At 40.2% G+C, this 25,459-nt stretch carries 28 protein-coding genes and 4 pseudogenes; 3 read left to right on the top strand and 29 right to left on the bottom strand.

Annotation, left to right across the window (positions count from 1 at the left end; all coding sequences use genetic code 11):
* Nucleotides 1-157: 157 nt before the first annotated feature.
* From ymcF to H1225_RS05240, 4 genes and pseudogenes are all read right to left on the bottom strand, one after another.
* Entirely contained in the window at nt 158-298 is a 141-nt protein-coding gene (gene ymcF / locus H1225_RS05255) for a cold shock small protein YmcF (RefSeq protein ID WP_374189502.1), read from the bottom strand.
* Nucleotides 299-305: 7 nt separating this feature from the next.
* Nucleotides 306-518, bottom strand: a complete 213-nt coding sequence (cspE, locus tag H1225_RS05250) for a transcription antiterminator/RNA stability regulator CspE (protein ID WP_004244726.1) — start codon at nt 516-518, stop codon at nt 306-308.
* Between the two features lie 324 nt (nt 519-842).
* Complete coding sequence (locus H1225_RS05245) at nt 843-1,364, bottom strand: YagU family protein (RefSeq protein ID WP_072062621.1); 522 nt, start codon at nt 1,362-1,364, stop codon at nt 843-845.
* A 310-nt stretch (nt 1,365-1,674) separates the two neighbouring features.
* Nucleotides 1,675-1,860, bottom strand: a pseudogene (locus H1225_RS05240) (antiterminator Q family protein); the annotation flags it as partial.
* A 1-nt stretch (nt 1,861) separates the two neighbouring features.
* Here H1225_RS05240 and H1225_RS05235 point away from each other — a divergent pair.
* Both H1225_RS05235 and H1225_RS05230 read left to right on the top strand, forming a co-directional pair.
* A pseudogene (locus H1225_RS05235) lies at nt 1,862-2,179 on the top strand (HD family hydrolase); the annotation flags it as partial.
* A 2-nt stretch (nt 2,180-2,181) separates the two neighbouring features.
* Nucleotides 2,182-2,568, top strand: a pseudogene (locus H1225_RS05230) (tyrosine-type recombinase/integrase); the annotation flags it as partial.
* A 109-nt stretch (nt 2,569-2,677) separates the two neighbouring features.
* Here H1225_RS05230 and H1225_RS05225 read toward each other — a convergent pair.
* The 13 genes and pseudogenes from H1225_RS05225 to H1225_RS05160 all read right to left on the bottom strand — a co-directional run.
* A pseudogene (locus tag H1225_RS05225) lies at nt 2,678-2,845 on the bottom strand (isocitrate/isopropylmalate family dehydrogenase); the annotation flags it as partial.
* A gap of 452 nt (nt 2,846-3,297) precedes the next feature.
* Nucleotides 3,298-4,440, bottom strand: coding sequence for a reverse transcriptase family protein (locus H1225_RS05220; protein WP_161748460.1), 1,143 nt, complete (start codon nt 4,438-4,440; stop codon nt 3,298-3,300).
* A 236-nt stretch (nt 4,441-4,676) separates the two neighbouring features.
* Nucleotides 4,677-5,906 carry a phosphoribosyltransferase-like protein gene (locus H1225_RS05215; RefSeq protein WP_161748461.1) on the bottom strand — a complete coding sequence of 410 codons (1,230 nt, stop codon included), beginning with the start codon at nt 5,904-5,906 and terminating at the stop codon, nt 4,677-4,679.
* 122 nt (nt 5,907-6,028) lie between these two features.
* Nucleotides 6,029-6,670 carry a hypothetical protein gene (locus H1225_RS05210; RefSeq protein WP_239739541.1) on the bottom strand — a complete coding sequence of 214 codons (642 nt, stop codon included), beginning with the start codon at nt 6,668-6,670 and terminating at the stop codon, nt 6,029-6,031.
* Nucleotides 6,667-6,930 (bottom strand): hypothetical protein, encoded by a 264-nt coding sequence (locus H1225_RS05205; RefSeq protein ID WP_004242500.1) that lies wholly within the window; start codon nt 6,928-6,930, stop codon nt 6,667-6,669. Before H1225_RS05205 ends, H1225_RS05210 begins: the two co-directional genes overlap by 4 nt.
* Complete coding sequence (locus tag H1225_RS05200) at nt 6,915-7,166, bottom strand: hypothetical protein (protein ID WP_004242498.1); 252 nt, start codon at nt 7,164-7,166, stop codon at nt 6,915-6,917. Before H1225_RS05200 ends, H1225_RS05205 begins: the two co-directional genes overlap by 16 nt.
* Before the next feature lie 3 nt (nt 7,167-7,169).
* A complete protein-coding gene (locus H1225_RS05195) occupies nt 7,170-10,832 on the bottom strand; it encodes a phage tail protein (protein WP_239739540.1) in 3,663 nt (1,220 codons plus the stop codon).
* Nucleotides 10,832-11,230, bottom strand: a complete 399-nt coding sequence (locus tag H1225_RS05190) for a DUF6950 family protein (protein WP_115065296.1) — start codon at nt 11,228-11,230, stop codon at nt 10,832-10,834. Before H1225_RS05190 ends, H1225_RS05195 begins: the two co-directional genes overlap by 1 nt.
* Nucleotides 11,231-11,328: 98 nt before the next feature.
* Entirely contained in the window at nt 11,329-11,817 is a 489-nt protein-coding gene (locus H1225_RS05185) for a type II toxin-antitoxin system death-on-curing family toxin (protein ID WP_072062630.1), read from the bottom strand.
* A 566-nt stretch (nt 11,818-12,383) separates the two neighbouring features.
* Nucleotides 12,384-12,965: a hypothetical protein gene (locus H1225_RS05175; RefSeq protein WP_012367795.1), complete on the bottom strand. Its 582-nt coding sequence runs from the start codon at nt 12,963-12,965 to the stop codon at nt 12,384-12,386.
* Nucleotides 12,965-13,561 carry a hypothetical protein gene (locus H1225_RS05170; RefSeq protein ID WP_006537804.1) on the bottom strand — a complete coding sequence of 199 codons (597 nt, stop codon included), beginning with the start codon at nt 13,559-13,561 and terminating at the stop codon, nt 12,965-12,967. The genes H1225_RS05175 and H1225_RS05170 overlap by 1 nt, the downstream gene beginning before the upstream one ends.
* Nucleotides 13,562-14,902: a phage tail tape measure protein gene (locus tag H1225_RS05165; RefSeq protein ID WP_239739539.1), complete on the bottom strand. Its 1,341-nt coding sequence runs from the start codon at nt 14,900-14,902 to the stop codon at nt 13,562-13,564.
* A 9-nt stretch (nt 14,903-14,911) separates the two neighbouring features.
* A complete protein-coding gene (locus H1225_RS05160; protein WP_239739538.1) occupies nt 14,912-16,837 on the bottom strand; it encodes a tape measure protein in 1,926 nt (641 codons plus the stop codon).
* 126 nt (nt 16,838-16,963) lie between these two features.
* Here H1225_RS05160 and H1225_RS05155 point away from each other — a divergent pair, with 126 nt between their 5' ends.
* Nucleotides 16,964-17,155 carry a YqaE/Pmp3 family membrane protein gene (locus tag H1225_RS05155; RefSeq protein ID WP_004242485.1) on the top strand — a complete coding sequence of 64 codons (192 nt, stop codon included), beginning with the start codon at nt 16,964-16,966 and terminating at the stop codon, nt 17,153-17,155.
* 24 nt (nt 17,156-17,179) lie between these two features.
* Here the strand turns inward: H1225_RS05155 and H1225_RS05150 are convergent, their stop codons facing one another.
* From H1225_RS05150 to H1225_RS05095, 12 genes are all read right to left on the bottom strand, one after another.
* Nucleotides 17,180-17,410, bottom strand: coding sequence for a phage tail assembly protein T (locus H1225_RS05150; RefSeq protein WP_239739537.1), 231 nt, complete (start codon nt 17,408-17,410; stop codon nt 17,180-17,182).
* Between the two features lie 44 nt (nt 17,411-17,454).
* Nucleotides 17,455-17,871, bottom strand: coding sequence for a hypothetical protein (locus H1225_RS05145; RefSeq protein ID WP_100159820.1), 417 nt, complete (start codon nt 17,869-17,871; stop codon nt 17,455-17,457).
* Nucleotides 17,872-17,934: 63 nt separating this feature from the next.
* Nucleotides 17,935-18,600 (bottom strand): hypothetical protein, encoded by a 666-nt coding sequence (locus H1225_RS05140; protein ID WP_166477289.1) that lies wholly within the window; start codon nt 18,598-18,600, stop codon nt 17,935-17,937.
* 9 nt (nt 18,601-18,609) lie between these two features.
* Nucleotides 18,610-18,951, bottom strand: coding sequence for a tail completion protein gp17 (gene gp17, locus H1225_RS05135; protein ID WP_109372567.1), 342 nt, complete (start codon nt 18,949-18,951; stop codon nt 18,610-18,612).
* Nucleotides 18,952-18,956: 5 nt separating this feature from the next.
* A complete protein-coding gene (locus H1225_RS05130) occupies nt 18,957-19,430 on the bottom strand; it encodes an HK97-gp10 family putative phage morphogenesis protein (RefSeq protein WP_166477288.1) in 474 nt (157 codons plus the stop codon).
* A complete protein-coding gene (locus H1225_RS05125) occupies nt 19,420-19,749 on the bottom strand; it encodes a phage head closure protein (RefSeq protein ID WP_036935207.1) in 330 nt (109 codons plus the stop codon). The genes H1225_RS05130 and H1225_RS05125 overlap by 11 nt, the downstream gene beginning before the upstream one ends.
* Complete coding sequence (locus H1225_RS05120; RefSeq protein WP_166477287.1) at nt 19,749-20,048, bottom strand: head-tail connector protein; 300 nt, start codon at nt 20,046-20,048, stop codon at nt 19,749-19,751. The genes H1225_RS05125 and H1225_RS05120 overlap by 1 nt, the downstream gene beginning before the upstream one ends.
* Before the next feature lie 38 nt (nt 20,049-20,086).
* On the bottom strand, nt 20,087-21,253 hold the full coding sequence (locus H1225_RS05115; RefSeq protein ID WP_109847654.1) for a phage major capsid protein: 1,167 nt from the start codon (nt 21,251-21,253) through the stop codon (nt 20,087-20,089).
* A 3-nt stretch (nt 21,254-21,256) separates the two neighbouring features.
* Nucleotides 21,257-21,925: an HK97 family phage prohead protease gene (locus tag H1225_RS05110; protein ID WP_020946083.1), complete on the bottom strand. Its 669-nt coding sequence runs from the start codon at nt 21,923-21,925 to the stop codon at nt 21,257-21,259.
* 17 nt (nt 21,926-21,942) lie between these two features.
* A complete protein-coding gene (locus H1225_RS05105) occupies nt 21,943-23,211 on the bottom strand; it encodes a phage portal protein (RefSeq protein WP_166477286.1) in 1,269 nt (422 codons plus the stop codon).
* Nucleotides 23,211-24,944 (bottom strand): terminase large subunit, encoded by a 1,734-nt coding sequence (locus H1225_RS05100; protein WP_239739536.1) that lies wholly within the window; start codon nt 24,942-24,944, stop codon nt 23,211-23,213. Before H1225_RS05100 ends, H1225_RS05105 begins: the two co-directional genes overlap by 1 nt.
* Nucleotides 24,898-25,365: a phage terminase small subunit P27 family gene (locus H1225_RS05095; protein ID WP_006537822.1), complete on the bottom strand. Its 468-nt coding sequence runs from the start codon at nt 25,363-25,365 to the stop codon at nt 24,898-24,900. Before H1225_RS05095 ends, H1225_RS05100 begins: the two co-directional genes overlap by 47 nt.
* Between the last annotated feature and the right edge of the window lie 94 nt (nt 25,366-25,459).

Here is a 25,459-nt window from a genome sequence, read left to right as displayed (position 1 = left end):
AATTATGGGCGGTATCTTATTTACCCAAAATATAAATATGAACTAATAAACATTTTTCAAGCCCTAAAACCTAAATTTTTTATCTTTAATTAATATGGGATTGCAGATAGCAAAAACCCCGCCGAAGCGAGGTTTTATATATTCAACTATTTAATGCTTAACTCATTTGAGCTGTCATCACACTTTTGCAAAAGATACATTTTGCGCCGTGTGGATTGTTCACTGTGACATCAAATTGTGATGTTCTATATTGTGAACCGCAACAACTTGGGCATTTAAAATAGAGGCGAATAGTAATAGCGCCTTTAGAGAGCCACCACGTTGCCTGCTGCGGGGCCTTTCATACCATTTTCCATGGTGAATGAAACTTGTTGGCCTTCAGCTAATGTTTTGAAGCTATCACTTTGGATTGCAGAGAAATGTACGAAGACATCTTTGCTGCCATCAGCTGGAGTAATAAAACCAAAACCTTTACCTTCATCGAACCATTTTACTGTACCAGTCATTGTATTAGACATAGAATTTCCTTTAATTTATTTAATTTGCCATAAGGCATATGTGGTTTGTTTTGTATTTTTACTTATGGGAATTAATTAGAAGGAATTCACAATGAAGAGGTATCGAGGATAACGCTAAACGGGAACAACTTTAAACTTACTAACATAAATAGGTCTGTACTTCCAAACCAGTGACGCTATTAAGCCATAGAAAAATTCAGATAGCAAACTTTATTTTTAGCGGTAAATCACCTGTGTGTACTATCAAAAATAAAAGCTTAATAAAAAAGACCGCCTAGGCGATCTTTAAGAGATTTATAACAGATTAAGGCTGAACTTTCTTATCTACTCAGCATCTTTTTCTTTAGTTAAACAATAACGCAAATTTTGTCTAATCGCTTCAATTGACCAGATCCAAAAAGCGGTTCCGACAAACTCAGAAACTAATGCTTGATAACCTGCTGTCCAAAGCCAGCTAGATAGCCCTAATAATGGTACAACTAAACCATGAGCAAAAACAGAAACACCAATACCAAAACAAATACCGTGTAATAATTTAACCTTTGGTAAGTATTCAGCAATAACACAATATATCACAGCGATAACTATTGAGAATAATATATGAACACCATTACCGCCCCAATTAATACTATATCCCATCCAATGATAAGTCATAGTATCTATATTTAATCCTAGCTTTTCTAATAAGACAACTGGAGGAGGTGTCGTTTCAAGTGTTCTCGGTGGAATTAGGTCTTCAAAACCAGACTTTACTAAAGCTGAAAAGATACCCGCTATAATACCTACGTATATTGCTATACCAATATGCCTAGAACTTTTTTTCGTTAATTTAAACAAATCAATCATTATATATACTCGCTCTATAAATTGAATATTATGAGTATAGTAGAGATAAGAATACCTGTTTATTATTTTAATTATTAGTTAAACACTACAGATTTATTCTTATAGCATAACAATAAATTTCATCTTAAATATAAACAAATAATCAATGAAAACAAAAAACTCTCAACAAATTTTTTGATTAATAATCATATATCTAAAAATAAAACCCTGCAAAAAGCCAAGCTAATAAGCTAATTGACCTTGATGCCACTCTTATCTCAACCTCATTATTTTTACGTACGTAAAGTTTTTATATGATTTTTTCCACATATCAAACCATCTCTAATGGAACATTTGGCATCTTTAACATATCTTCTATTATTCCTTCTGCCTTTTGTAATTTTTTACCTATATGCCCATCAGAGCAATTGTGCTTGTTAGTAAGTTGCATAAATGTCATTCCGAATAAATAGTAATCAAGCAATAGGTCATGCATATCACTATTCTTTTTATTTAATGCGACAGGTTTAGCTAATGAATGCCGATTTAATGGGCAGATTGATAATTTCTATTCTGTTGCTCAACACTCGGTATATGTCAGCTATTTAGTTGTTCCTGAATATGCTTTAGAAGCCTTACTTCATGATGCCAGTGAAGCTTATGTAAAAGATCTGCCATCATCACTTAAAAAGCTATTACCTGAATATAAGGAAATAGAAAAAAGAATTGATGCTGTTATTCGTCAAAAATATAACTTGCCACCCGTTATATCGGCCGCCGTTCATTTAGCCGACTTAATGATGTTAGCAACCGAAAAACGAGATTTAGAAATTGATAAGAGAAGACAGGCAGTAAGTTAGCCATCCCTCTCTCGCTAAAATGTGAAGCTATCAATCTCTCCTTAAGGGATGTCGTTGCTCAATGTCGTGACGCGGTTGTGAGTAAATACCTCGTGCATTATCGACATACCACCGCACAAGCGAAACGCGGTGAGCAAGTCACGCCAAATACGTTAACCACAACATTTAAAAAAGCGCGAGATAAATGTGGGTTAACTTGGGAAAAAGGTACGGCACCTACTTTCCATGAACAGCGATCTTTATCTGAGCGACTTTATCGAGAACAAGGAATTAATACACAAAAATTATTGGGTCATAAAACACAAAATATGACTGATAAATACCACGATGATAGAGGCAAAGAATGGCAAATTATTGCTGTTTAATTGAACAGTTTTGGGGAAGAGTTTTGGGGATATTTTGGGGAAGAATTTTATAGTACAAAAAATAAACGGGAACTAATAAGCTCCCGTTAACTATTTATCAAATCAACAATTACATATGTTTGATAATCGCGTCACCAAACTCGCTACATTTCAGCAGTTTAGCACCTTCTAACTGACGTTCGAAATCATAAGTGACAGTCTTAGCGGCAATCGCACCTTCCATACCTTTAATGATTAAGTCAGCGGCCTCTGTCCAACCCATGTGGCGTAGCATTACACCCATAATAATTAAGTAACTTATTAAATAAATTATAATTATTTGGGTAGTAATTGGTTTTTTATGTAAGCTTGGTTTGTATGTAACTGGTTGATTTTTAGTTTGGGCTGGAGTGGTTTTGGGGAAGATATTTTACATGATTGAGGGCTTATCAAGCATTCAAACCTATTAGTTATATTAAATAATAAAAATTAATAGCTTAGTTATAAAAAATTACCTTAATAAATTAAGGAGTAGAGCATTATTATCCTTTTTTAATTAAAACCTTCATATTATCAAAATACCTAAATAATTTTTACAATATTTGATTGTATCCAGCTCTACATTTACATATGTGTTGAAAAGCTTTATTCATTCTTCATACATATCCCCTACACTAGGCTAAACCATAAGGTAATACCTACTGAAATTGAACAAAAAATCTTTGATCTACATATTTTCATTAAAAATGATTAGTTAAAACCGTGGATACCTAAAGCATTATAGAATTCATTTAATTTTTTATCGCCATATTCTCGAGAAATCGAACGTGCAAAAAAAATTTTTCCTTTTATGTGCTCCAACATGCCAAATACGCTTTGAAACCTTCTTTCTGATGCATGAAGCTTGGGACCATGCTTTGCCAAAGCATAAATATGTGAATCAATACTTCGTTTAAATTCTTTGGATAATTTTGGTACTTCTGAATTTACATTTAACCCAAGAACTATTTTTCTAGAACCCGGTGGTGATAATTTAATTTTTGTTTTGTTTAACTTGTACCCTTCATTTTTGAGGTAATTAATAAGCCGCCCAACTAACTTGCTGATTAATAGTCTATTAACATCAGTGCTAGAAAAAGAAATGAATATATCATCTGCATATCTCGAGTAAAGCCCACCATAAGATTTTACTAGCAAATTTATTTTTTCATCTAAATTATAAAATGCCATATTTGATAGCATAGGACTTGTTGGTGAGCCCTGTGGTAGCCTTCCGATATAATTAATTCTATCTCGAGGGAAAGGTTCTTTTCTATTTACTTGCGTATGTAATTTCCAGTATTTTTGGTGTACTGTTAACTTATTTGGTTGGTAAGTACAAATTCGTGCAAGAGCAAAAGAAACTATAGGAGAATAGCCAATAGAGGTAAATTGCTTGTAAACATTTACTTCAGAGGTCATATCAAAAAAAGTTTCAATATCTAACTTCAAAAGCCATTTAGATGAACAGTGAATTACTGCACATTTATATATTGATGCTTTTTTATGATATGAATAGCAACAAGGATGTGGAGTTAAATTTTTCAGAACATTGAAATTAATCCAATGTTGTATTTTTTTTAGTTCATCATGCGGCGCACTTATAAATCGACTCCCACCAGATTTTTTAGGGATTGAGTAGTGAGAATAATCACTAACTTTCCTTAAGATTACTTCATTGAGATAACTTTCGTCTGTGGTTATTAACTTACTAAGATGCTGTATGCTATGAATATAAATTAAGCCATGGTCATGAAATTTACTTGATTTTACCATGAGACTTTTTAAAACAGAGGGTTCTCTTTTTGCTTTAACTCCACCGATGAAATAAAGGTGGGAAGGAACAATGGTCATTTGCTACCTTAATGGTTTTGATTTGCACAGCCACTTCAGCGAAAACGAACGAGACCGACGAGTCGGAGAGCTGAAGTGGCACATTGCGGATTAAAGCGAATCATCTTTCGAAGTTAACAATTAACAATCATCAACCTAGAGTATGACTCTCACAGTATGTTACTACTGCCCGATCCTCGTTAAGAGGGTCAATTGTAGACCAATTGACTGACACTAGCTTAATGACCAGAGCCCCATCACCACTTTCGAGGATAATAGAATTCTGGGTTTGTTGCAATAAATTTTAGACCTTTAGATTGAATACCTACTTCAATATTACCTAATTCAGTTAAAGTATATACCCCATTATTTGAATTTACCCATCCCATTTTTTCTAAATTTTTTAATATAAACCTAATTTCATACTGTGGTAAATTCAAAATCCTACTTAACTTTTTTATGTGTAGTGAATTAGCTGATAGATTATTAATGATAAGTTTAATTTTATTAATTTTAGATAGTGATTTCATTTTACTTTCTATTTCATATATATAATCGCTATTTACATACCGACTAGGAAATAAAGCATCCCATTTATTTAATTTAGTTATTCCTTCAATCTTAGATCTATATTTATTTTTACTTCTATATAAAATAGTAGGTATATTGTTGGGTGCTGAGTGTGAAAATATTACTCTGACTGCTGAATTACCATAACCTAATGGGTTTTTTTCTCTTTTATCACAATATGCTTCACATAATTCTTTAATATCACTAAAATTCACTAAATCATATATTGTTGGTGCTGAATATAAGATATTAAGATTAATTCCCTTCTTGTTTTTAATATATTTCTTTACTACATTTTCACCTTGAAGTGTAGACATATATGCTAAAACCTCAATATTTAAGGTTCCAAAAGAAAGCCAACTTTTAATCGTTGGGTGATTGTATAACGTTTCTAAATATATTTTTGTTCTATCCCCAGATCCAATTAAATCATCAACTAAGATTAATTTTTTAATAGATAACTTTTGCATTTCATCGAGAGAGTTTGAAATTATAATTGATTTTCGACCCATTTTAATATTACTTAACGGAAAATTAATCTTATTCTTTCTATTAAGTTGAGTGTATAAATTTGAAATGAATGCTTCACTACCTAAAGGCTGATTTGAAGTTTGTAATTTAGGAGGGATAGTTTTATCAGTTAAATCAAATATCTGTTCATTTTTTTCGAGTTCTCTAATTGGTAATATTGATACTATTTCTTTATTCTCATTTTCTAAAATAGCTTCCTTTAAGTCCATTATTAAAGATGATGATTTGATATACACAAGACTATTCAGAAGAGACTCTGCAATTATTCTGTGAGTTTTAGAAAACTGTTTTAACCAATACTGTACCGACTGCATATTTGAAATCATAGTATCTTCATATTTTATATAATAATTATCATATTTTAAATGTTTGCCGGAAATTAACAAGTACAAAACTCCTAGTATTAGATGCTTCTATTGATTAAAATTTTAATTAATGCCTAAGTAGCCATATCGAATACTTCTGCATCAAAAGACACTCATAATTGTAAGTTGTTTAGACTCTTCTATCACCCACCATACTCCCTCACATCAATATAAAAATACTGCTTTCCTAGTGAGGTTGTTGACATCTGTCCGGCCACTATCATGGAATGTGGGATAATACGGTTACCTCGTCCACAAAGAGTTACTCTAATCATTTTTCCTCCCATCGAATCCATCATACCAATATGCCCAATTGTTGTGATTAATACTGCACAGGGAAAACCGACATTCACGCCATTCCAATTATTTCCTGTGAGTACAAAGTTATTTCCTTCTAATAAATTAAGCGGTCTTTGGCTTGAAGCGTGTGTAATAACACCTTTATGATAAATTTGAATTCCCCATTTTTGAGGATGAAGTGAAATATGATAAGAAGACTTCACAAATACATAGAGCTCATATTCTGCTGAATTACCTTGAATTGTATCGATTAAATTCACACACCACGCATTGTTCTCATAAATCACTTCAGATAATCCACCTAATGATGGATTCGAGGAATTAAGAACTCGAATAAAAATAAGTGGTACTGCGTTATTATTACCTTCGATGACTTTAATTAGTCCTGGCTTAGTTTTTATCTTTTTTAAAAATACGGCTGATTCATAAGGTGTTAATTCTTCGGTAATGCCCTGATTAAAAAATAATGCACCATATTTACTCATTTAATTAGTACCATAATAATTCCATTAATCGATTGACTACCACGTAGAGAATTCCACGAAATTTTATTATTCTCGACTCTAACAGTGAAATAAGATCCTCGATTTCTCGCTACAATATAGGCGGCCAATGACCGCCCTTTAGGAATATTATTATAAGTTTTACTGCCATTTTGAGTGACCGCTATTTGGTCAAAAATAAACGAACGCCCTGTGATTTTTATTGGCTTTCCTTTTTCATATATCTCTATTCCCCACGACATGAGAAATCCTCTACGGCATCAGGAGATACCCATCCTCCCAAGAATTTAAATCCTAATTGAGGTACAGCATGATAAAGAGGCCCTTTAATGGTTTCTCGTTTTTTATCAAACTTCACCAATACAGGTTGTTGATAGTGAAAAGTTTTTATTTGGTAAACACCTTGGCAATCGACTTTTTTATATCCAGAGGTACACCCTGACAATAATAATGCTGTAATTAAAACAATAAACTTCATACGCTACCCTAAATAACCTATTTTTGCCGCTAACTGATTGTTTTCATCGTAAACATAAATAGTATTATTCGTGATCACTAACCGCCCTTTTGTTCCTCCTGAGTTTATATCTAACCGTCCACGAAATACCGCATCATTTAATTCCACATTCCCTGTTGTGGCATCAATATTAAATCCTTTCTTGCCAGCTAAATAATTAGTGGATGTTATCTTTTTACCTACCGATAATTTATCAATGGTTGCCTTACTAAATAACGCATCATTGAAAAAAGCTTGTCCATTTTGGATCACAAAAGGCGTCACCACTTTGCCATTTAATGAAGATATCACCGCAAAGTTTTGGGCATTGACCAGAAATTGACTATTTCCTTGTGCATTAAAGCCTAAGCCAATGCCAGTAATGACTTTATTCCCTTTGCTATCCTGCTGGACTTTCATTGCCCATGATGCCGAAATTTTGCCATTTATGTCTGTGACCACTTTCGAAGTTTGTTCGATTTTGGCTGAACTTGTACCCACTTGGCTTTCTAAGCGAGTGACCTGCTGGGCGGTCGAGGTCACTTTACCTGAAACCTCGGTCACTTTAGTTTCAAGTTGGCTTACCGCATTCGCCGTTGCGTTGGCTTTCTGTTCACTCGATTTAGGCACATCATTCGCCACAAACCCTTTCGGCGCTACCGATTGTTTGTTATTGGTGTAAGTGCTGGTGATAATTTGATGGTTAACACTTTTGTGTTTAGTTAACTGATATTTTGCCCCTCCCCGCAAATAAATATATTCCACAGAACCATTTATTAATTGAGCTGGCCCCATCACCGGAGATTGATTTGTCCATCGCCAATCAAAATTATCAATGATACGGTTTTCAGACTGAGTTCCCCATCCAGAACCACTCACTTGCCACTCCACAATCATGGCAAAGCCTTTGGTGCTGTGAGTGGCATAGCTAGGTTTATTATCTGAATATTGCCCTAAGGTTCTAAAAACCTTAAAGGCATAACGTCGAGAGGTCACTAAAGGCAAAATCACCGGATAATAGGTGTTTTCATTGAGTTTTGATAAATCTAAATCCACCACCACAGACTCCGTTAAATCGGCTTTCACTTTCTCTAATTTGCTGGATAACGTTTGCACCTGAGAGGTTGCGGATGTCACTTTGCCATCAATATTAGATACTCGCGTATTTAACGCATTTACCGCACTACTATCAGCTTTCCCCTTAAGATTTGAATTGAGCGTTGAAATCTCTTGCGTTTGTGCTTGCTGTTTCGAGGTGAGGGTTTCTAGTGATTTATTAATCGCGGAAACATTCCCATTCATCCGTGTTTCCAATGACTGTCTGGCTTTGGCTTCCGCTTGGTCGCCGGTAACACGCGCTTGCTTCTCGGCGGAGATAAGTCCTGCGGTGACTTTCGATAAATCATTGCCGGTATAATCACCACGAAGTTGTGTCGCTAAAGATTGGCGTTGTTGTGCCTCCGCTTTATCAGCTTCAGCGCGAGCTTGTTGCTCTTGGTTAATTACCGCTCCTCGTGCAACTTGCTCCGCTAAAATCGCATCATGGTTTGCTTTCACTTGCGTGTTTAACTCAACAATAGCTGATTGGTCAGCTTTGCTGTTAATTTCACCCAATAGGTCTTGTGTGAGTTGATCTCGACTAATTTGCCCCGCTAATTCTTCAAGAATTAAATCGGTTTGAGAAGAGCAAACACCAGAAGCTTCCACAAAAGGTGATTTACCATAGCTGTTGATTGTTCGAACATAAAAATAATACGTATGCCCTGCTTGTAAATTCTCTTGCGTCCAGAAATTCCCTTGGCCAACTTTGTTTGTTTTGGTGATCACTTCATTTTCAGAAAGATTAGCGAGTTTTTCCTCACTCAACCAAAACTCAAAGGTATAACAAAAGACAGCACTATCACCTTGTTTCGGTGCAACGGTCAGATTAAATAAGCCAGAAGTAACATCAATGTGCTCAGGAGGCGGTGGGGCTTGAATGGCAAAATCACTGATAGCGGGTGCCGACATTGCCCCCGCCATATTCGTCGCTCTAACTTCAACACGATAAGTCCCTCGTGCTAATCCGTTAATATCAACACGCTCAGCCGGCACCTGAATAGATTGAATAACATTGCCTTCTTGGAGAATAGTAACGGTGTTATAGCGCACATCAGACGCCACATTCTGCCAAGAAAGTGTACCTTGTACGATGTCACTGACTGCAAGTGGAACAAAGGTAAGATTAATAGGTGAAGCAACGCCACCAGCGGGTAAACTCACAAATGGCGGACGCTCAAACGGTTTACCAATCACATCTTCATATAAATAGGCACCATCCTCTTCCAACGTTAAAGCCACACCCTCTAAAGCATGAAAAGACCATTCGGCAATACGAAATTCCAGCCCACTAATCCCCAAAGCCGGTAATTCTAAAAGCACAACTTCACCAGGACGATAAGCATAGCCGTCTAAGTTCATGGTCAATTGAACTCGTCTTCCTGCTTTCTTTTTACGAAGATATTGACGAGCTAATCGTTGGGCTTGATAAGGGCTGGTGACAAAACGATAGTCAATATTCTCTCGAATTTCTAAACCATCGTCTTTCACCCATTCGTCCACAATCACAGGCGTGAAGTCGGTTTTTGTGTACAACTGTTCGGCATCAATAAACGTGCCATACACCGCATTCGTGGCGTCTTTTAAACCTGTTTCAGGGGTACAAGTGACGGTGCCAATCAATTGTGATTCAGAGATGGTTTTTATTGCAGGCCCATAATAAGCGCCGATTTGAATACCGTGTTTTCCTGCGGTAAATGTCGGTTCCGCGTTAATACATTTGTGCATTGCTTCCAAGACACTGGATGGACTCTCATTTAAGTCATAGGCACCATTAAGGGTATATCGCGACTCAAATCCGCCTTCTGGCAGACTCACTTTTTCATCACATAAATCGGCTGCCTGTTTAAAGCTGTCAAAATCAATATCTGTATCAGGTACTTTTAAATAATGGCGGTAATAATCTAAAACCACTAAGGCCCCATTATTACTCCATGCAGTTTGCCCAGAGCGAGGATCAAACAGATGTTTTCCCCAAACTTCACATTTCACATTGGGTAATCCATAAGGGAATTTTTCTTGGTCAAACGTGAGTGTCACACGTAACCACGCCAGACCTCGACCAATCATATCCTCTTTCCATGACGGGCAATTTTTAAGCATAAAGGGATCGACATTTTTCCTATCGTTATGTAATTCCCATGACGCTTTATCACCAAACGTCTCAATGAGATCATCACCCAACCAAATCTTCCCGATTTTCTCTATGGGGTGCCCTGCCAGCGCCAATGCCAGTGTGGTTTTTTCATTTTCATCTTGTTCGCCAGTTTCTTCCTCTGCAAAGAAAAGCAAACCCGATATCACTGTTTTTCCGACTATCACGGTTTCAGGGGCAGACGATGAACGTAACATCTGTTTGCGTTCACCGGTATCTCGATAATTCATGGAAGGCAGTTTAGGCTTAAAGATAAGCGAACCCGCGACTTGAACCGCAACGCCTGCTGCCATCAGCGCCATCCCCATCGCCGAGGTAACACCTCCGGTAAATAGCCCCGCAATCATTAAGCCTGCGCCCACGACTTTTGAAATTAATCCACCACTCCCACCCATTATTCCACTCTCCACGCTTTGATTGGCTTAATCTGCACTGGCTTCACACCTTGTGGGGTTACTCCCCAATAATGCCCCGCCCAAACCACGGCTAAACTGTCACCGTCCTCACCTTTAAACAATACGAGGTCGCCACGCTGAACGCGCTCAATCTCAATGGATTTGAAATAGCGTGATACGGCTTTCTCTAATGTGCCAAATTTAGATTTGATCAGGTTGAAGGCTTCGGCTTTGGTTTTATAGTGATTGAGATAAGGCTTTATTGGCGAGAAACCGCATTGTGCGTAAATACATTCTGAGGCAAAAATACAACAATCAAATTCACCCCATGAAAAAGGGCGACTCATCGCCGCCCTTATGGTTTCAGGTAATTTAAGTGTCCAGTTGGGTTGTTTCATGTACTGACCTTAAATAGCAAAAAACCTCAATTAAGAGGCATGGTGAAATTCAGGCAATAAAAAACCCACCGAAGTGGGTTAGTTTCAATTGCGTAATATCAGATATTTTTTAATTTGATTACACCACAACATAGTTTACCGAAATCAGGATTACATAATTCTACTGTGTCATAAGTCCTAGACCAATGACACAGCCAATTCTCAAGATCCTCACAACTATAATCTTTAGTGGCTAAACCAGATGCAATATCAACCATATCATCACTTGGTGCAGTAAGCTCATAACCATTTATCAATAAAAAAACATAACCACACATCATGGCTGTTCTTTTATTAGCATTCGCGAATGGATGGTTTTGGATAAGGCTTTCAATAAGAACAGAGGATAGTCTAAACATATCCTCTGTTTGTTCGTAATATCTTATTACGCTAGGTCTGGCTTGTGACGATTCTAGATTGCTTTGATTTAAAACTTGGATTGGCTCATCTGGCGTTTGTGCTTTAATAAGAACTTCATTGATATAAATTATGTCATCAACAGATAAGTAATTCACGCCGTCAAGATGATAACCAAACTCCCTAGACATCTATCACACCTTAGATAATTTATCCATAGCAGTCTCATAACGCTCAAAGCCAAGACTGAAAGCATTTTTCACTTGATCTTTGTGTGAGCAATTATATCCAACTACTGCTCTAGGAGACGCAACTTTACTTTTGTCACGAGGCGGTATATCTAAACGACTAGCCTTTCTCAGTGCGTGACTCATATAAATACCCTCTTACCAGGATCTCTGGCATATATACAAAATAGACGATTTTGAGGTTATTGCAATTACTCTGCATGTAAAAAATCACCCACACTGTTAGTGGGTACTGGATTATTTTTTGTGAACCTTTTCGACCAGTGACCTATTCATAATAGAGTCATCTTGTCGCCATTACAACCCAGATTTATCAACTAAAGCTTGTTTTTTTGCGGTTATAAAGGTATATGAATGTAGTTTTTGGCATCAATTACCTATCTATACTCCCAACGCTGATATCTTCTAATAAGGATAAATTTAGCTCTTTCATGAAACAACAAAGGACACAGTTCCTCTTGTTTATGCAATAAAAACCCACAAAAGTGGGTTTAACAAGAAAAATAAGATTATTTATAAATAAATGCAGGTGCATCTTTCTTACTGCCCCAATAAATAGCCCTTTCAGCCATTTGAGCAACATAACGAAAGATACGATCACCTTGCCTTCTAGATGACCATGATTCATCAGTGAACCTATCAGGTAAACCGATTGACCATCGTTCGAATCGATTAGAAACATTAACACATACGGCATTTTCTTCGCCAGACACCACATTGATCGATGTGATTTGTCCGACAAATAAGACTTCAGCAAGAAGCGGTTTTCCCTCTTCACCGATGGCGACCATCATCAACCGCACTTCTCGCCCTCGGCTTTGCTCATTCATCACCATTCCCACCAGCGATTTATCAAAACCCGCTAATTTAAGCTGTAATTGTGGGGGACTGGTTGTCTTATTTTCTTTCAGCTGACTGATTTCGCCTAAACTGCCCACGCCCAAATAAGTTTCCCCCGCAATAATCAGTTGCCCAACGCCGGTATGCGCACAGGTCACGCCTGATTTCAAATCGAGTCTGGCGGCTAAGACAATATAAGCCCCCTCATTAATCGCGTTGACCATGGCATCAGAAAATGGATGATATTGCATTAGTACAACACCTCCTCAAAAGATAACGTGATATGGGTATACCCCAAGCGACGATGCTGAAATTTACCCTGTTCATTATCAACGAGCCGAAAAACTCCAAAAGGACGTTCAACCTCGAGCATTTCATTGACGGTAGGTGACGTTCTTAACATCGGCGAAATAAGAATAATGGCACGTCCTTGATTATCACTGACCACATCCGCCACCACCATTTTGAGTTCATTACCCACAGTTAAACGATCCCCTTGCTGTAACACGCGCATATTGCGCTTCCAGTCCTTTGTTTCTAGCCGATGACCTAATTGGCTCGGTATTGCAATACGAGGCGAACCATACCCATAACGTCCTTTTCTTATCCAACTGGCTATTTTGACCCGTCCCGACATGCCATCCAATGAAGCCACCAGCGCTTCTAACTGACGCGATTTCTCTTCATTTAAATTATTGAATGTCAGCTCACAACGCCAACGACTTCCCGGAAAGCGCACCGTTTGACTACTTCCATTAAACGGCGAGGTAAAGGTTTTGCTGTTACTCAATAATTGCCAGTTTTCCTGTGTGGGGATCACCTCTTTTGGCCATTCAAGAATAGACATTTAAACTCCTAATGTTCTACGTGCTGCGCCATTACTTTGAAAGTCTTGTAACATCATCGCGTGAGCTTTCTGTGCACCAGCTTCTGTACCTTGTTGTGTGGCTTCTTTCATTGCCTGCGCAAGTACAGCGTCACCATTTCCTGTCACCGTAATATGATTAACGACTGTCATTTGCACCCCACCTGCACGGGCTAACGTCGGTTGTGGTGTAACCGGTATTCGCCCTGCGATCGCCCCCACAAAGCCACCTGAAGCATAACCTTGCGCCGCATGCATTAAGCGATAGAGATTGCCGACACCCAATTTAGCCGTCGCTTCTTTGGTAAAAACAAACTCACCCCCATGCACAATCCCTTTAGGTTCGAATTTCCCGCCATGCCCCGTATAACCACCGTAAGCATGCCCTTTGCTCATCCATCCCATATCAAAACCCATTGCCTGCCCGCCTGCTTCAATGGCTTTGAAAACCAGCATTTTCATCACCATTCGAGTGATATCGGAGATCACCGCATTGGCAAAATCTTTAAAGCTTCCTTTGCCCGTTAAAGCAAAATCGGCTAATGCATCAGACATATTATTAAGGGCATTGGTAGTGACGTTTCTGACGTTCTCCATCACATTCATGGCCGACTCACTGAAATCCGATAAGCCTTGTTTTAATCCCGCCATCGGATCGCCTTTCATGGCCTCTCGCTTCCTCAGCTCTTCCTCAATCTTCTGTTTAGTGAGTTCAACATTGCGTTGTAAGTTCATCAGCTCTTTTTCGCCTAAATCCACACTGGCTTGCTGATACAGCACATCAATCTGACGAAGGGCATTGAGCTTTTCTTGCTCTGCGCGCGATTTTCCTATCAAGGTAGTTTCAAATTGCATCTGCTCAATTTCTTTACTGCGATCATAAGCAAATTGCGCAACCGAGTTGGCACGCGCCAGATCATCAATGGCTTTCGCTTTTTCTTTTATCGTCTCAATCGCTTTGGGATCGATTTTTAAGATGGCATCAAACTTATCTTTATTTTGTTTGATATCAGCTAATGCGGATGTGTATTCATTAAAGGAAGAGGTAGTGCCATACAGCTGAATGCTTTGCCCATCCGCAATCAATGAGGCTTGTTTTTCCTCTAATTCCGTCAAGATTTTGGTGTATTGCTTGGCATAATCAATGGTTGATTTGTGGCTGGGCTTATACGTCCGTTTGGCTTGCAGTGCCAGTTGTGCCTCAATTTCCGCTTGTAAGGCTTTATCGTAGCCTTGCATATCTGGCGTAATTTTGCGTGAGGCCAATACATCTTCTGCATTTAATTTCGCTAATGCCTTCCCTGTGGCTTGCGCTTTTGCCACTGAACGTTGCTATTTTTCAATCGATTCATCAATCTGTTTAGCAATCGCCGTGGCGACATTCACTTGGCTATTTGTCGCCTGAAGCGTGATATCAATGAGTGATTCATATTCAATGCCTAAACTCTTTAAACTCGCCTTAAGTGAATTGATAACGGCATCAACATTTTGTAACTCAGTGGCATAGCGTTTATATTCCGGAGCTTGATCGCCCACTTTTTCTTTGAGTGTCGCCAACATATTTTGCATATTGGCTCGCTGACGCTCTAAGTTATTAACTTGCTCTGCATATATCCCCATCGCAGCATCAAGCTCTTTTTGCTTTTCAGCCACTCGTTTAAGGTATAAATCCCCCACACCTTGTTCAGTAAACGCCTTTTCACTCTCAACGCTGTATTTTGATAGACCTTGTAAGGAAATAACCTGTTGTTTAAGTTCCTCGACTTTCTCCAATTGCGCGTTAATGCCCGATGAAACTTTACTTAAATTCGCCACTAATGTGGCATTGCTCATTTTGTTTAACGCTTCTGTTGATGTATCAAGGGAATGAGCAAATTCAATCGATTCGAGTTTGGCTTGTTTGACATTTTCGCTGTATTCATACAATCCCATGCCCAATGCTGCAACACCCGTCAACACTAATCCAATAGGGCCACCCGCTAATCCCATAACACTGTTGAGTGCTCGCCCCACCACCGTTGATTGACGCCGAGCGGTCGTTAATGCACGTTGAGCAACGTTTTCGGCGGTTAATGCCTGTGTATAATTTAGCGAGGCTGTTCTTGCGAGTGACTTTGTGGCGATAAGGTTATAGAGTGCGATTTTTTCCGCGTTAGTGCCTCTAGCAACTTGATATTCCATTTTGGCTCTATTGAGCGCCGATGTGGCAGTTTCTTTATCCGCCCATGCCTTCCTCACGGCACTGGTTGCTGCCACACTGTTTGCCTGCGCACTCTGTAATGTGGCTTTGGCCTCATTCAATGTTGCCTGATTTTTCAGATAAGTGGCTTTCGTCCATTGAGAGAGCTTTGCTACCAATGCCGTGACAGCGATCCCTTCAACTACTTTAGCGACTAACGATAGATTATCGGCAAGAGTGGTCATCCCTGTGGTTAAAAGCTGAGTCGCACCTGTACCTTGATTCGCTTCGCCGATAAATTTTGTCATCGCCGATTGAAGATTAGTGAAACCTTGGCTAACCGTCGTCACGCTGGTAGCAAATTTTTTATCCACACTGTCGGCTGCACGCTCTAAGGCTTGAATAACTTTCTCAATCGTCATTTCACCGTCTTGGGCTTTCTTCCTTAGTTCGCCCACACTGACACCCATTCCGTCAGCGATGGCTTTCGCTAACGCAGGGGTTTGCTCCATCACTGAATTTAGCTCTTCGCCACGTAACTGCCCCGCGGCTAATGCTTGACCAAATTGAGTTAATGCCGCTTGGGCTGCGGTTGCACTCGCTCCTGAAATCGCCACGGCTTTTGAGACAGTTTCCGTGAGTTCAGCGACTTTTTGCTGACTTAATCCTAAGCGATCGGCATTATCCGCAAAACGTTGATAAACTTGTGCTGTGGCATCCAATGATTGATAGGTTTTTTGGGCAATGCCATAGACTGCTTGTGTGGCTTTATTTAACTCGACAGAACTTTCTGTCACCAGTTTTAAACGGTTCTGTAATTCCGTCCAACTATCAGCATAATTAATGACTTGATGAATGGATAATGCACTTGCGGTGACACTCGCAAAACGGGCAAAAAGCGCCGAGGATTTTGCGGTTTGTGATACCATTCGCTCTTGTTGTACGGTGATAGCTTGAAGACTGACGCGAATACTTTGCCCAAATTGTTCTGTTTGGCGCTGGCTACGGTTGATCGCATTTGTGAAATTTGCCATATTCAGCGTCAAATCAATATTTAATCTACCTAATGCTCCCGCCATAAATTCAATCCTTGGTATGAACACTACAAAAGCAAACTTTCACCCTGAATAAATGCAATATTCCTTGTTATTTGCTATTGATTTAATTATTGATAAACTGAAATTTCGAATAATAGAGGGGGTTTTATGAGACTTATTCTGGCGTTATTACTACCTTGGTTACAATTTTTCACGATTGGTCGCCCATTTGCTGGCATCTTCTGCCTTATCCTACAAATCACATTAATTGGCTGGATCCCTGCGGCTATCTGGTCGGTTTATGCGCTTTCTCAATACAATACGGATAAAAAAATTGAGAAAATGTCTCGCGGTGGTTAACGATTAAGCCCCACTGATGTGGGGCTATCGATTAGCTAATACACTCTCAGTAACGTTATCCCACAGCTCTTCTTCCGTGATTTTCTTCTTCCACATCGGCATAAAATCCATCAATTCAGGCGGAGACGTTTTCGGATCACGATTTATCATCGCAAAAAGATGCGCCACTTGTGCCATCCGATAATCCTCTCGCCATAAACCAAAGGGTTGTTTGCGATAAAAAGCTTCATATTCACACAAGTGGCTTTCGGGCATTTGCTCGATTTCCGCGAGGGTTTTTCCCAATGCCAGCGACAATATCAATTGAAATTGTCGCCGTTCTCCGAGTTTTTTTCGCTGTTCCCCGCTTCGGCTGTAAACACTGCATTAGAGAACCCTTGCCCTAGACGATTAAGACCTTTTAAATCTTCTTCATTTTCAGCATCAAAAAGTAGTTCTCCTTTTTCATCACACAACTTAAAGGCCAACATTCTGGCGACATCATATTCATCGTAGACACGATTTATCGCCTCATTAAATTGTTCAGGATCGTCTTCATCTAAGTAAATGTCCTGCGCTTCGGCGAGCTTAATTTTAATTTGGCGAAGTTTGCGCTGAATGTAATTCATGGTGCCAACATCCAGCTCTTTGACATAAAAGGTGTTGTCTAAATAGGTAAAAGGCGTCACTTTCAGTGCTTGGTTTAACACTAATTCACGCAATAAAGCGTTAGACATAATCACTCCTAAAATTTTTATCGAGAAGGGAGAAGAGAAATAATAAGAGAGGTGAATTAAGAGTTATTTCTTCACATTCAAATAATCACGGCCAGACAATTTAATAGAGATCCCAGAATCCATCATTTGCCCCACACTGCCATCAATGTTCATGCCTGTTTCAACGGAGCCGTAATAAAACATGGAACCCTCATCTCGTGTTAAGACCATTTTCACTGCGAATTTTTCTTTGCTGTTTTCATATTTACGCAAGAGTCGCTGCACCTCACTGGAGCTATACCGTAAGAAAAAGGTCAATTTAATTGAGCCGTATTCCGTATCGCCGGATTCATATTCCTTGCCATCACTGCAAATGGTAGTGACATCAATTTGTTCGGTTGTCGAACCGTCTTTGCTAAAGCTTTTCACTGCACAAAAGTTATTAGACCACTGAATACGTTGCGCCTTAGCCTCTGCAAAATCCGTGGGTAGTGTTTTATCGCTCCAATCCACTTCGTCACACAGGGTCACTTTGTCGCCATCAACTTGTGCAACAGGAAAACGCCCATCTAACTCCCCGAGTCCCGATAACATAATCATGTCATCCGCTTTCAGCTTATTATTGGCGATGGTAATAGTTGCGGGTGATAACGTCGCTTCTGTCACCGTCATAGCCTCCCCTAAGCCTGTTTGCACAAAGATCTTCGTGCCGAGGAAAGGCGTCGCTTTATGGTTTTTTGACTTTGCCATATCCATTCCTTATTTATCTGATGAAATCATTAATTCAAGAACAAGCCGATGCAATTTGACATCCGCTTCATACCCAAAGACCGCATTCACCCGTTGTGCAAATGGGATTGTCGCAACAATCTGAGCCTCGATTTTTTTACGCAATACCATCAGGGGTTGTGGCTGGGGCGCATACACATCGAGTTGCACGCGATAGTTATCTAAATCCGCATCCTCCAGCGCACTGTTAGGCGTGATGCTGGCGAACTGGATCACAATGGCGGGATAATGCCCTTTGCCTTCGGGTAATACCTGAAAAAAAACCCTTCCATCGACAAGCGGTGAAAGGGTCTCTTTTAATTGCTGTATCATGATCTCTACCTTGTTTTTTCAATATCCTCTTTGAGTGTTTGAACTATCACTTTAGCCGTCGCTTCCTTTTTTGCTTCAAAGCTGGGGCGCATAAACGGTTGTGCGGGCATCTTGGCCGTACCAAACTCGACAAACCACCAATAAAACGGATCATTCGGGCTCAATGCCGCACTTTTTCCCGTTACCTGTTTAAAGGCAGACACCTTTTTACCCGATAATGATTTCACCCAAATACGCGTTTTAACTTGTCCATTGCGCTGCACTTTCGTTTTAGAACGAATATTGCGCTTGATGGTGCCCTTGCGTCGATGCGATACCGTTTCCTTAAGGATAGGTACTCGATGTTTGATTTCTTCTTTTAACGCCGAAGCCCCTGCATTCATCGCCTTACGCGCGCTTTGATTTCTGGTTTTACGGGCAATGTCTTGCATTCGTTGAGCGAGTTCAGACAATCCACTGATTTTAATTTCACCCATCATTCACGCCCTCTTTGCACATTAATTGAAGCTCACGATGACGCTCATCAGGGTCAATAATCGAAATAATATTAAATATTCGCTTACCCCATACAATACGCATCGAAGTATCAATATCAGCGATATAGCGAATAAGAATTCGCGTTGTGGCCTCGCTTTGTACTTGTTGGGCTTGAAAATATTCCCGCCCTTGATAAGGCATGATCGCTGCACGTACTTTTGTCGCATGATCCGTCCAAATCACATCACTGCCACTGATGGCATCAGGTGCTAATACTGATTTTTGAATATTAATGGTGTGGCGTAATCGTCCCGGATCCATTAACTACCTCGCCAATTTCGACAAAGCAGTAACAATCGTTCTACTGCTTTATTTTCATATAACGGAATTTCACTTTGACTAGTTCGATGTTCAAAAATATCCCCCAACACTAAGAGCATTGCCGATTTCACTTCATAAGGGATATCATCAGGTGATTTCCATGCCGGTTCATCACACCATCTCAAACAATAATTTAATGCGCTTTGAGCATAAAATAGAATCTGCTCATCACGATCATCACCGCTGTATTCGAGATGCTGTTTTAATAAAGAAAGAGGAATGACATCTAAGATATTCATGATGTAATACGGGATAGTTACCTACCCCGACCTATTACTTAAGCACTTCTTCCAGACGTTGGGAAAGTTCCTTTAATTAAGGCTTGAGGGCGATAATGGGCTAATGCTAAACGCTCTTCACACAAAATGGTCAGCATATTCTTCACGAAATTATCACGATCTTCTCGACTCACTTCGATAACTGCATTCATTCGATCCCATACTTGAGACGCCAAATCAAATGCACCAACAGTAAACTCACCTTGTTTTTGTGCTTTTGTTGGAACAACAGGTAATCCCCACATTACATTTGAAGTAAACGCTTGTGGGCCCCCGAAAATATAACGCCCTTCTTTATCTTTCATTAACGCAATTGCATGCCAATCACGAGGATTTAAAATAATACCAGAGGCGCTAAATTCAGATTCTGTTACCTGATAAATAGCATGAGCAATCAGGTCAGCATGTGTGTCGCCCGTAGCACTCAACGTGGTATCATAAGCAGTGGCAACATGGTTAATCCCCGTCAAATTATCCGCAGTACCGTCACCATTGAGTAATTGCTCCTCTTCCACTAATGCTAAGCCATACAATAAGCGATTATTAACGTAAGACTGTAACTGCACAGCATCATCCATCACTTGGCGAGACGCTTGGATCCAATGAGCAATAGTGATCACATTTGCCGTTTGTTTTTCAAACGTCAGATTAGATTCTGGTTTTTGTGCCTTTTCTTTCACAGGTGCCGCGCTATTGGTAAACAATTTTTCGCGTACATATTCCAGTGAGTTACTGGAAATACGACCTTGTGCTAATAAATCGCGGATAACTAAACGACGCATACCCGGCATAATAATACCCGGTACTTGCATCGGCTGAATGAGAACTCCGGCTGAACTCACATCACTGCCTAATGATTTATTAAACGTTTTCACTTCATAAGAAGCCTGACTCCCATTCCATGATTTTGTCAGCGCTTCTGCTGCTCGCTCAGAAAAATCTTTTTTCACATTAGGATCATCAGCACTCGTTGCCCCTTTCTGCTCTAAATCAAACAGACGCTCACCGGCTTTTTTTAATTCCTCTTGAACTAAGGCTAAATCTGTTTGTAATTGCTTTGAAACTACGCCAGTAGCTTCAATTTCTTTCTTCTGTGCATCGAAAAGCTCTTGCACCTTTTTTTGTGATCCTTCGATGGCTTCTTGGATAATAGCTAAGTCAGACATATTCTATCCTTTCAGATTAAATGCATTAATTTGGTTAACAATGGATGCGACTAGGGATTGTTGAGTGTCATCGGACTCACTCCGAATAGCGGATTTAAAGCGGGAAATAAAACCGACTGCTTCTGATTTTGATAAACCGGCTGACTCTCTCAGCCAATCCTCAATATCTCGGATCGTTAATAACCCATCGATGCTCTTGAGTGATGAAACCTGTGCTTGGTCATTAGCGGGAAATGTACAAATACTAATTTCACGTAACAGAGAGATATTTTTAAAAATACGGCCTGAAGGTGTCCTCTCAAAATCATTACGCAGACAACCGAATCCGATAGAAAGCCCGTCAACCGTGCCATGCTTCATTGCCGCTTTTAGATCTTGAGCCGCACTATGACCGGGCGTCAGTTGTCCTCTTACACGTAATCCTTTTTGATCTTCCTCCATGTACTCCCATTTCCCCACAGGAAGCTCCCAGACTCGATGGTTATAAAACATAGCGACTTTTTGTTTTTGCTTATCTAAAACATGCTTAAACGCACCGGGTAAAATAATGTCACCATCGAGATCTTGATGACTAAATACGGAGGCATAACCTTCGAAAACGCCTTGTGTGCCATCTCCCGTAAATTTGATTTCCGCTTCATCAAAATTCAGTGTTTTTCTAATATCAGGCATTGAACCCCCATAAATAATTAAGCCCCACTTTCGTGAGGCTCTTTATTGAGTTGGTTAATCGGTAAATATTGTGCTTGCCGGTAAGCGACATCCCCACCTTCAAGAGGAGGATAATTATCGAGTCGTCGCATTTCATTAATGGTTCTTAGCCCCGATTCTCCCATCGCTTTCATAAACGCGGCGCGTGAAGTGGAATCGCCACGCAATAATCCATCAAGATTATGTTCAGCATGATATTTCCCCACTTCGGATGGTTTTAGAAGCCAACGCACAATGCAGTTTTCCCATCGGGAGATATAGGGTTGTAAGGTATATTGAAGAAAACCTAAGTTTTGTTGCTCAATGCCTGTTCCCCAACTTGTTGATTTTTCAACATCACCGACTAAATGCGGTGGAACACCAAAGAAACGCGCTAATTCACTGACTTGAAATTTGCGGGAAGACATTGTTTCTGCATCTTGAGGACTAACACCAATATCTTGTGCTTGAAATCCCCCTTCTAAGATCCACAATCGCTTTTTAACGGGGCCACCCGCAATTTCTTTGAAATTCTCTTCAAGTTGGCTACGTTGCTCTTTATTTAATACCTTATCGCCCGTTGTCAGAATTTTAGGAGACTTAGCCCCATTAGCGTAAAACTCACGTTGTTGATCTTCCATCGCAACGGCCGTGCTTGCTGTCTTACACGCATAAGCAATCGGCGACAATCCGACTAATCCATTAAAACCAAACCCTTTTAAATGAAAAATTTCATGTTGTTTAAATTTCACAAACTCATGATCACGCTGATATTTATAGATAATATTCTTCCCCTCCATGCGTACATCCATATTGGCAGACAACAGAGGAAGCAAGCTAATCACATCACCCACTTTATTTCGCTCAATCAACGCGAAAGCATTACCATAAAAGCAAAGCTGCATAGTCATTGCCTCTCGGAATTCTTGAGCCGTCATATATTGATTGGGCGAATATCGCAGTAATCGAGCCAATGGGTGACTTAAATCGACTTTGGTTCTATTTCCCTGTTTATCCGTTTCGAACACATCCAGTGGCAAACAAGCCGTTAACGTCGAAATTAAGCTAACACAACGCCAAACCGTGGATATTTGGAGTATTCGCTCATCATTTACAGAAGAATCACCAAGCGAGCCTTGCGCTGAGATAGCACCTGATTGTGAACCTTGTTCAGGTGTCACGAGTCTTCCCCCAACAAAGAAGGAAGCCAGACGCGCAAACCAACCATGATTAGTGCGCAAATCGATTGAATATTGTTTATCTGTCATCACATACTCAATGGGTTAGAGAAAAAATCTTCAAGGTTGCCATCATCAACCTCACCTTCCGCAGCACCAATCGCCATTGCAGAGGCCACCACTCCATCAATTCGACCCGTGCTTTTTTTCTTGGCAAAGACGCGGTTATCTTTTTGGTCAGCCTCAAGCACAGCGGATGCGGCATTCCATCTCAAACAAGGATTGGCGTGGATCTCAATCTTCTTGTCATCAATGAGCTGTTCAAATAGTTCGATAGAGTGTGGCATCCATAGCCCTGAATCTTTGGCTTTGTAAAATCCTTGTCCATGTTGGATTAAGGGAACCGTCACCCCCACTTCATCGAGTTTGGGTACAAGGTATTTAATGCGATAAGGGTCAAAGGCAATGGCTCTTATGTTGACGTGCATCGCCATCTCAGCAATGCGTTCTGCCACAAATTCATACCTCACCGCATTCCCTGGAGTGGTATGCATAAAACCTTGCCTTACCCATAAGTCGTAAGGCACTCGGTCGGTTTTCGCTCTATCCAATAAGGTGTCTTTGGGTGTCCAAAATTCGACATAAAGACGTTTGAGACGAGGAAAATACAAGGCTAATGCGGTTAAATCTTTGGTTCCTGATAAATCCAATCCGCCATAACACTCTTCACCTTGAAGATCATCAAATGTGAACGTGTTTTCACACTGCATCCATGTTTCACTGTTAATCCACGGATTATCGGCATCCACCCACTGGCAAAAATTAAGCCGACGCACAATGCTTTCTTTCGCGGGCATACCTCGAGCTTGTGTCACTTGCTCGCGCAAATAGCGATCAGAAAAGGTGTAGCCCAGTGATGGATTGGCTTTCCCCCAGCAAGACTCATCCTTAAAGGGATCATCGCCTTCATCCAGTGAGCAAATATAGGAAAAGAAACTGTCGTCTTCGATAGTGCCTTCGGCGACTTTTCGACCGTATTCATGGTAGTCATAACACACACTAGTTTTATCATGGCCACTATTGGTGATCATAAATATCAAGGCTTGTCGCCGACCTTTTGTGCCCGCTCGCATCATCTCGACGGCGGTATTATTTTTATGCTCATGAATTTCATCAATCAGCGCACAATGGGGACGAGGTCCTGATTGCCCATCATCTGAGCTAATCGGGCGAAAGAATGAACTCGTTTTCAAATAAGCCAAGTTCCACTCTTTGCCTGTTCCGCCTGATTTGGTGATCCGCTGACTTAATGCAGGAGATTGATCAACCATCGCCACCGCATCACGAAACAAAATCATGGCTTGGTCTTTTTTCGTGGCTGCCGCATACACTTCAGCACGCGGTTCACTGTCGGCGACTAAACAATACAACCCAACGCCACCTGCCATCGGGGATTTTCCTGAACCTTTGCCTGATTCAACGTACACCATGCGAAACCGGCGTGTACCATCAGTCATTTTCCAGCCAAAAATGGAGCCAATCACAAAGCATTGCCAAGGCAATAAAATAAACGGTTTGCCTTCATGCTCCCCACCATTAAGTTTTAAGACTTTCGCGAAAAAATCGATCACTCTTTTGACGGCCTCGACATCCCAGACTAATCCTCGTTGCTCTGCTTCGTTTAAGTCTTTGAGATGACGTGCACATGCATGACGAATATCAGGCCCCGCTAAGATTTTGCCTTGATGCACGTCTTGCGCGTATTGTGTTGCAGGATCAACCGAAATATTGGTTGAGCGGATCTTCCTCTTCTTCTCCACCATCCATCTTCACCTTCGAACGAGCGGCGGGGGTTAAACCAAACTCGACTAAATAACTTTTAAAACGGCGATCTGCATCAGCCAACATGGCTACGGCAGGATTCGCTTTAATTAAAAAATCCCCTAATTGCGTTTTTGTGGTGTATGTCCGACCTTCAATGGCAATGGTGTCTCGCAATTGAAGAATATCGGCGTAGATATCACACAGCCGTTCTAATGCCAGCGTGTCAGCCACAGTTAAAACGCCCATCCCATCAAGTAATAAGGTTAATTTTGCCCACGCCATTTTCCCCCAATCCGTTAAATGTTCGGGTGGGCTTGGAATTTCACGTTTAGGTTGGGGTTCTTTATCGTTGAGTTTTCGTTTTCCCGGATTACCGGTGACCACCTTCAAGTGGGTCGGTTTCGGGCGTCTTCCTGCCATCGGAACCTCCCAGAAAAAAACTTTTCATTTCGCGGTTGTGCACATAAATGAGGGCGCTAGGTAATCAGGGCGAAAGTGTTTGAACTTTTACCCC

This window comes from Proteus penneri, assembly GCF_022369495.1.
GTDB classification, from domain to species: domain Bacteria; phylum Pseudomonadota; class Gammaproteobacteria; order Enterobacterales; family Enterobacteriaceae; genus Proteus; species Proteus penneri.
The sequence above is the reverse complement of the archived record's forward strand: the minus strand, read 5'-3'. Positions and strand labels throughout refer to the sequence as shown.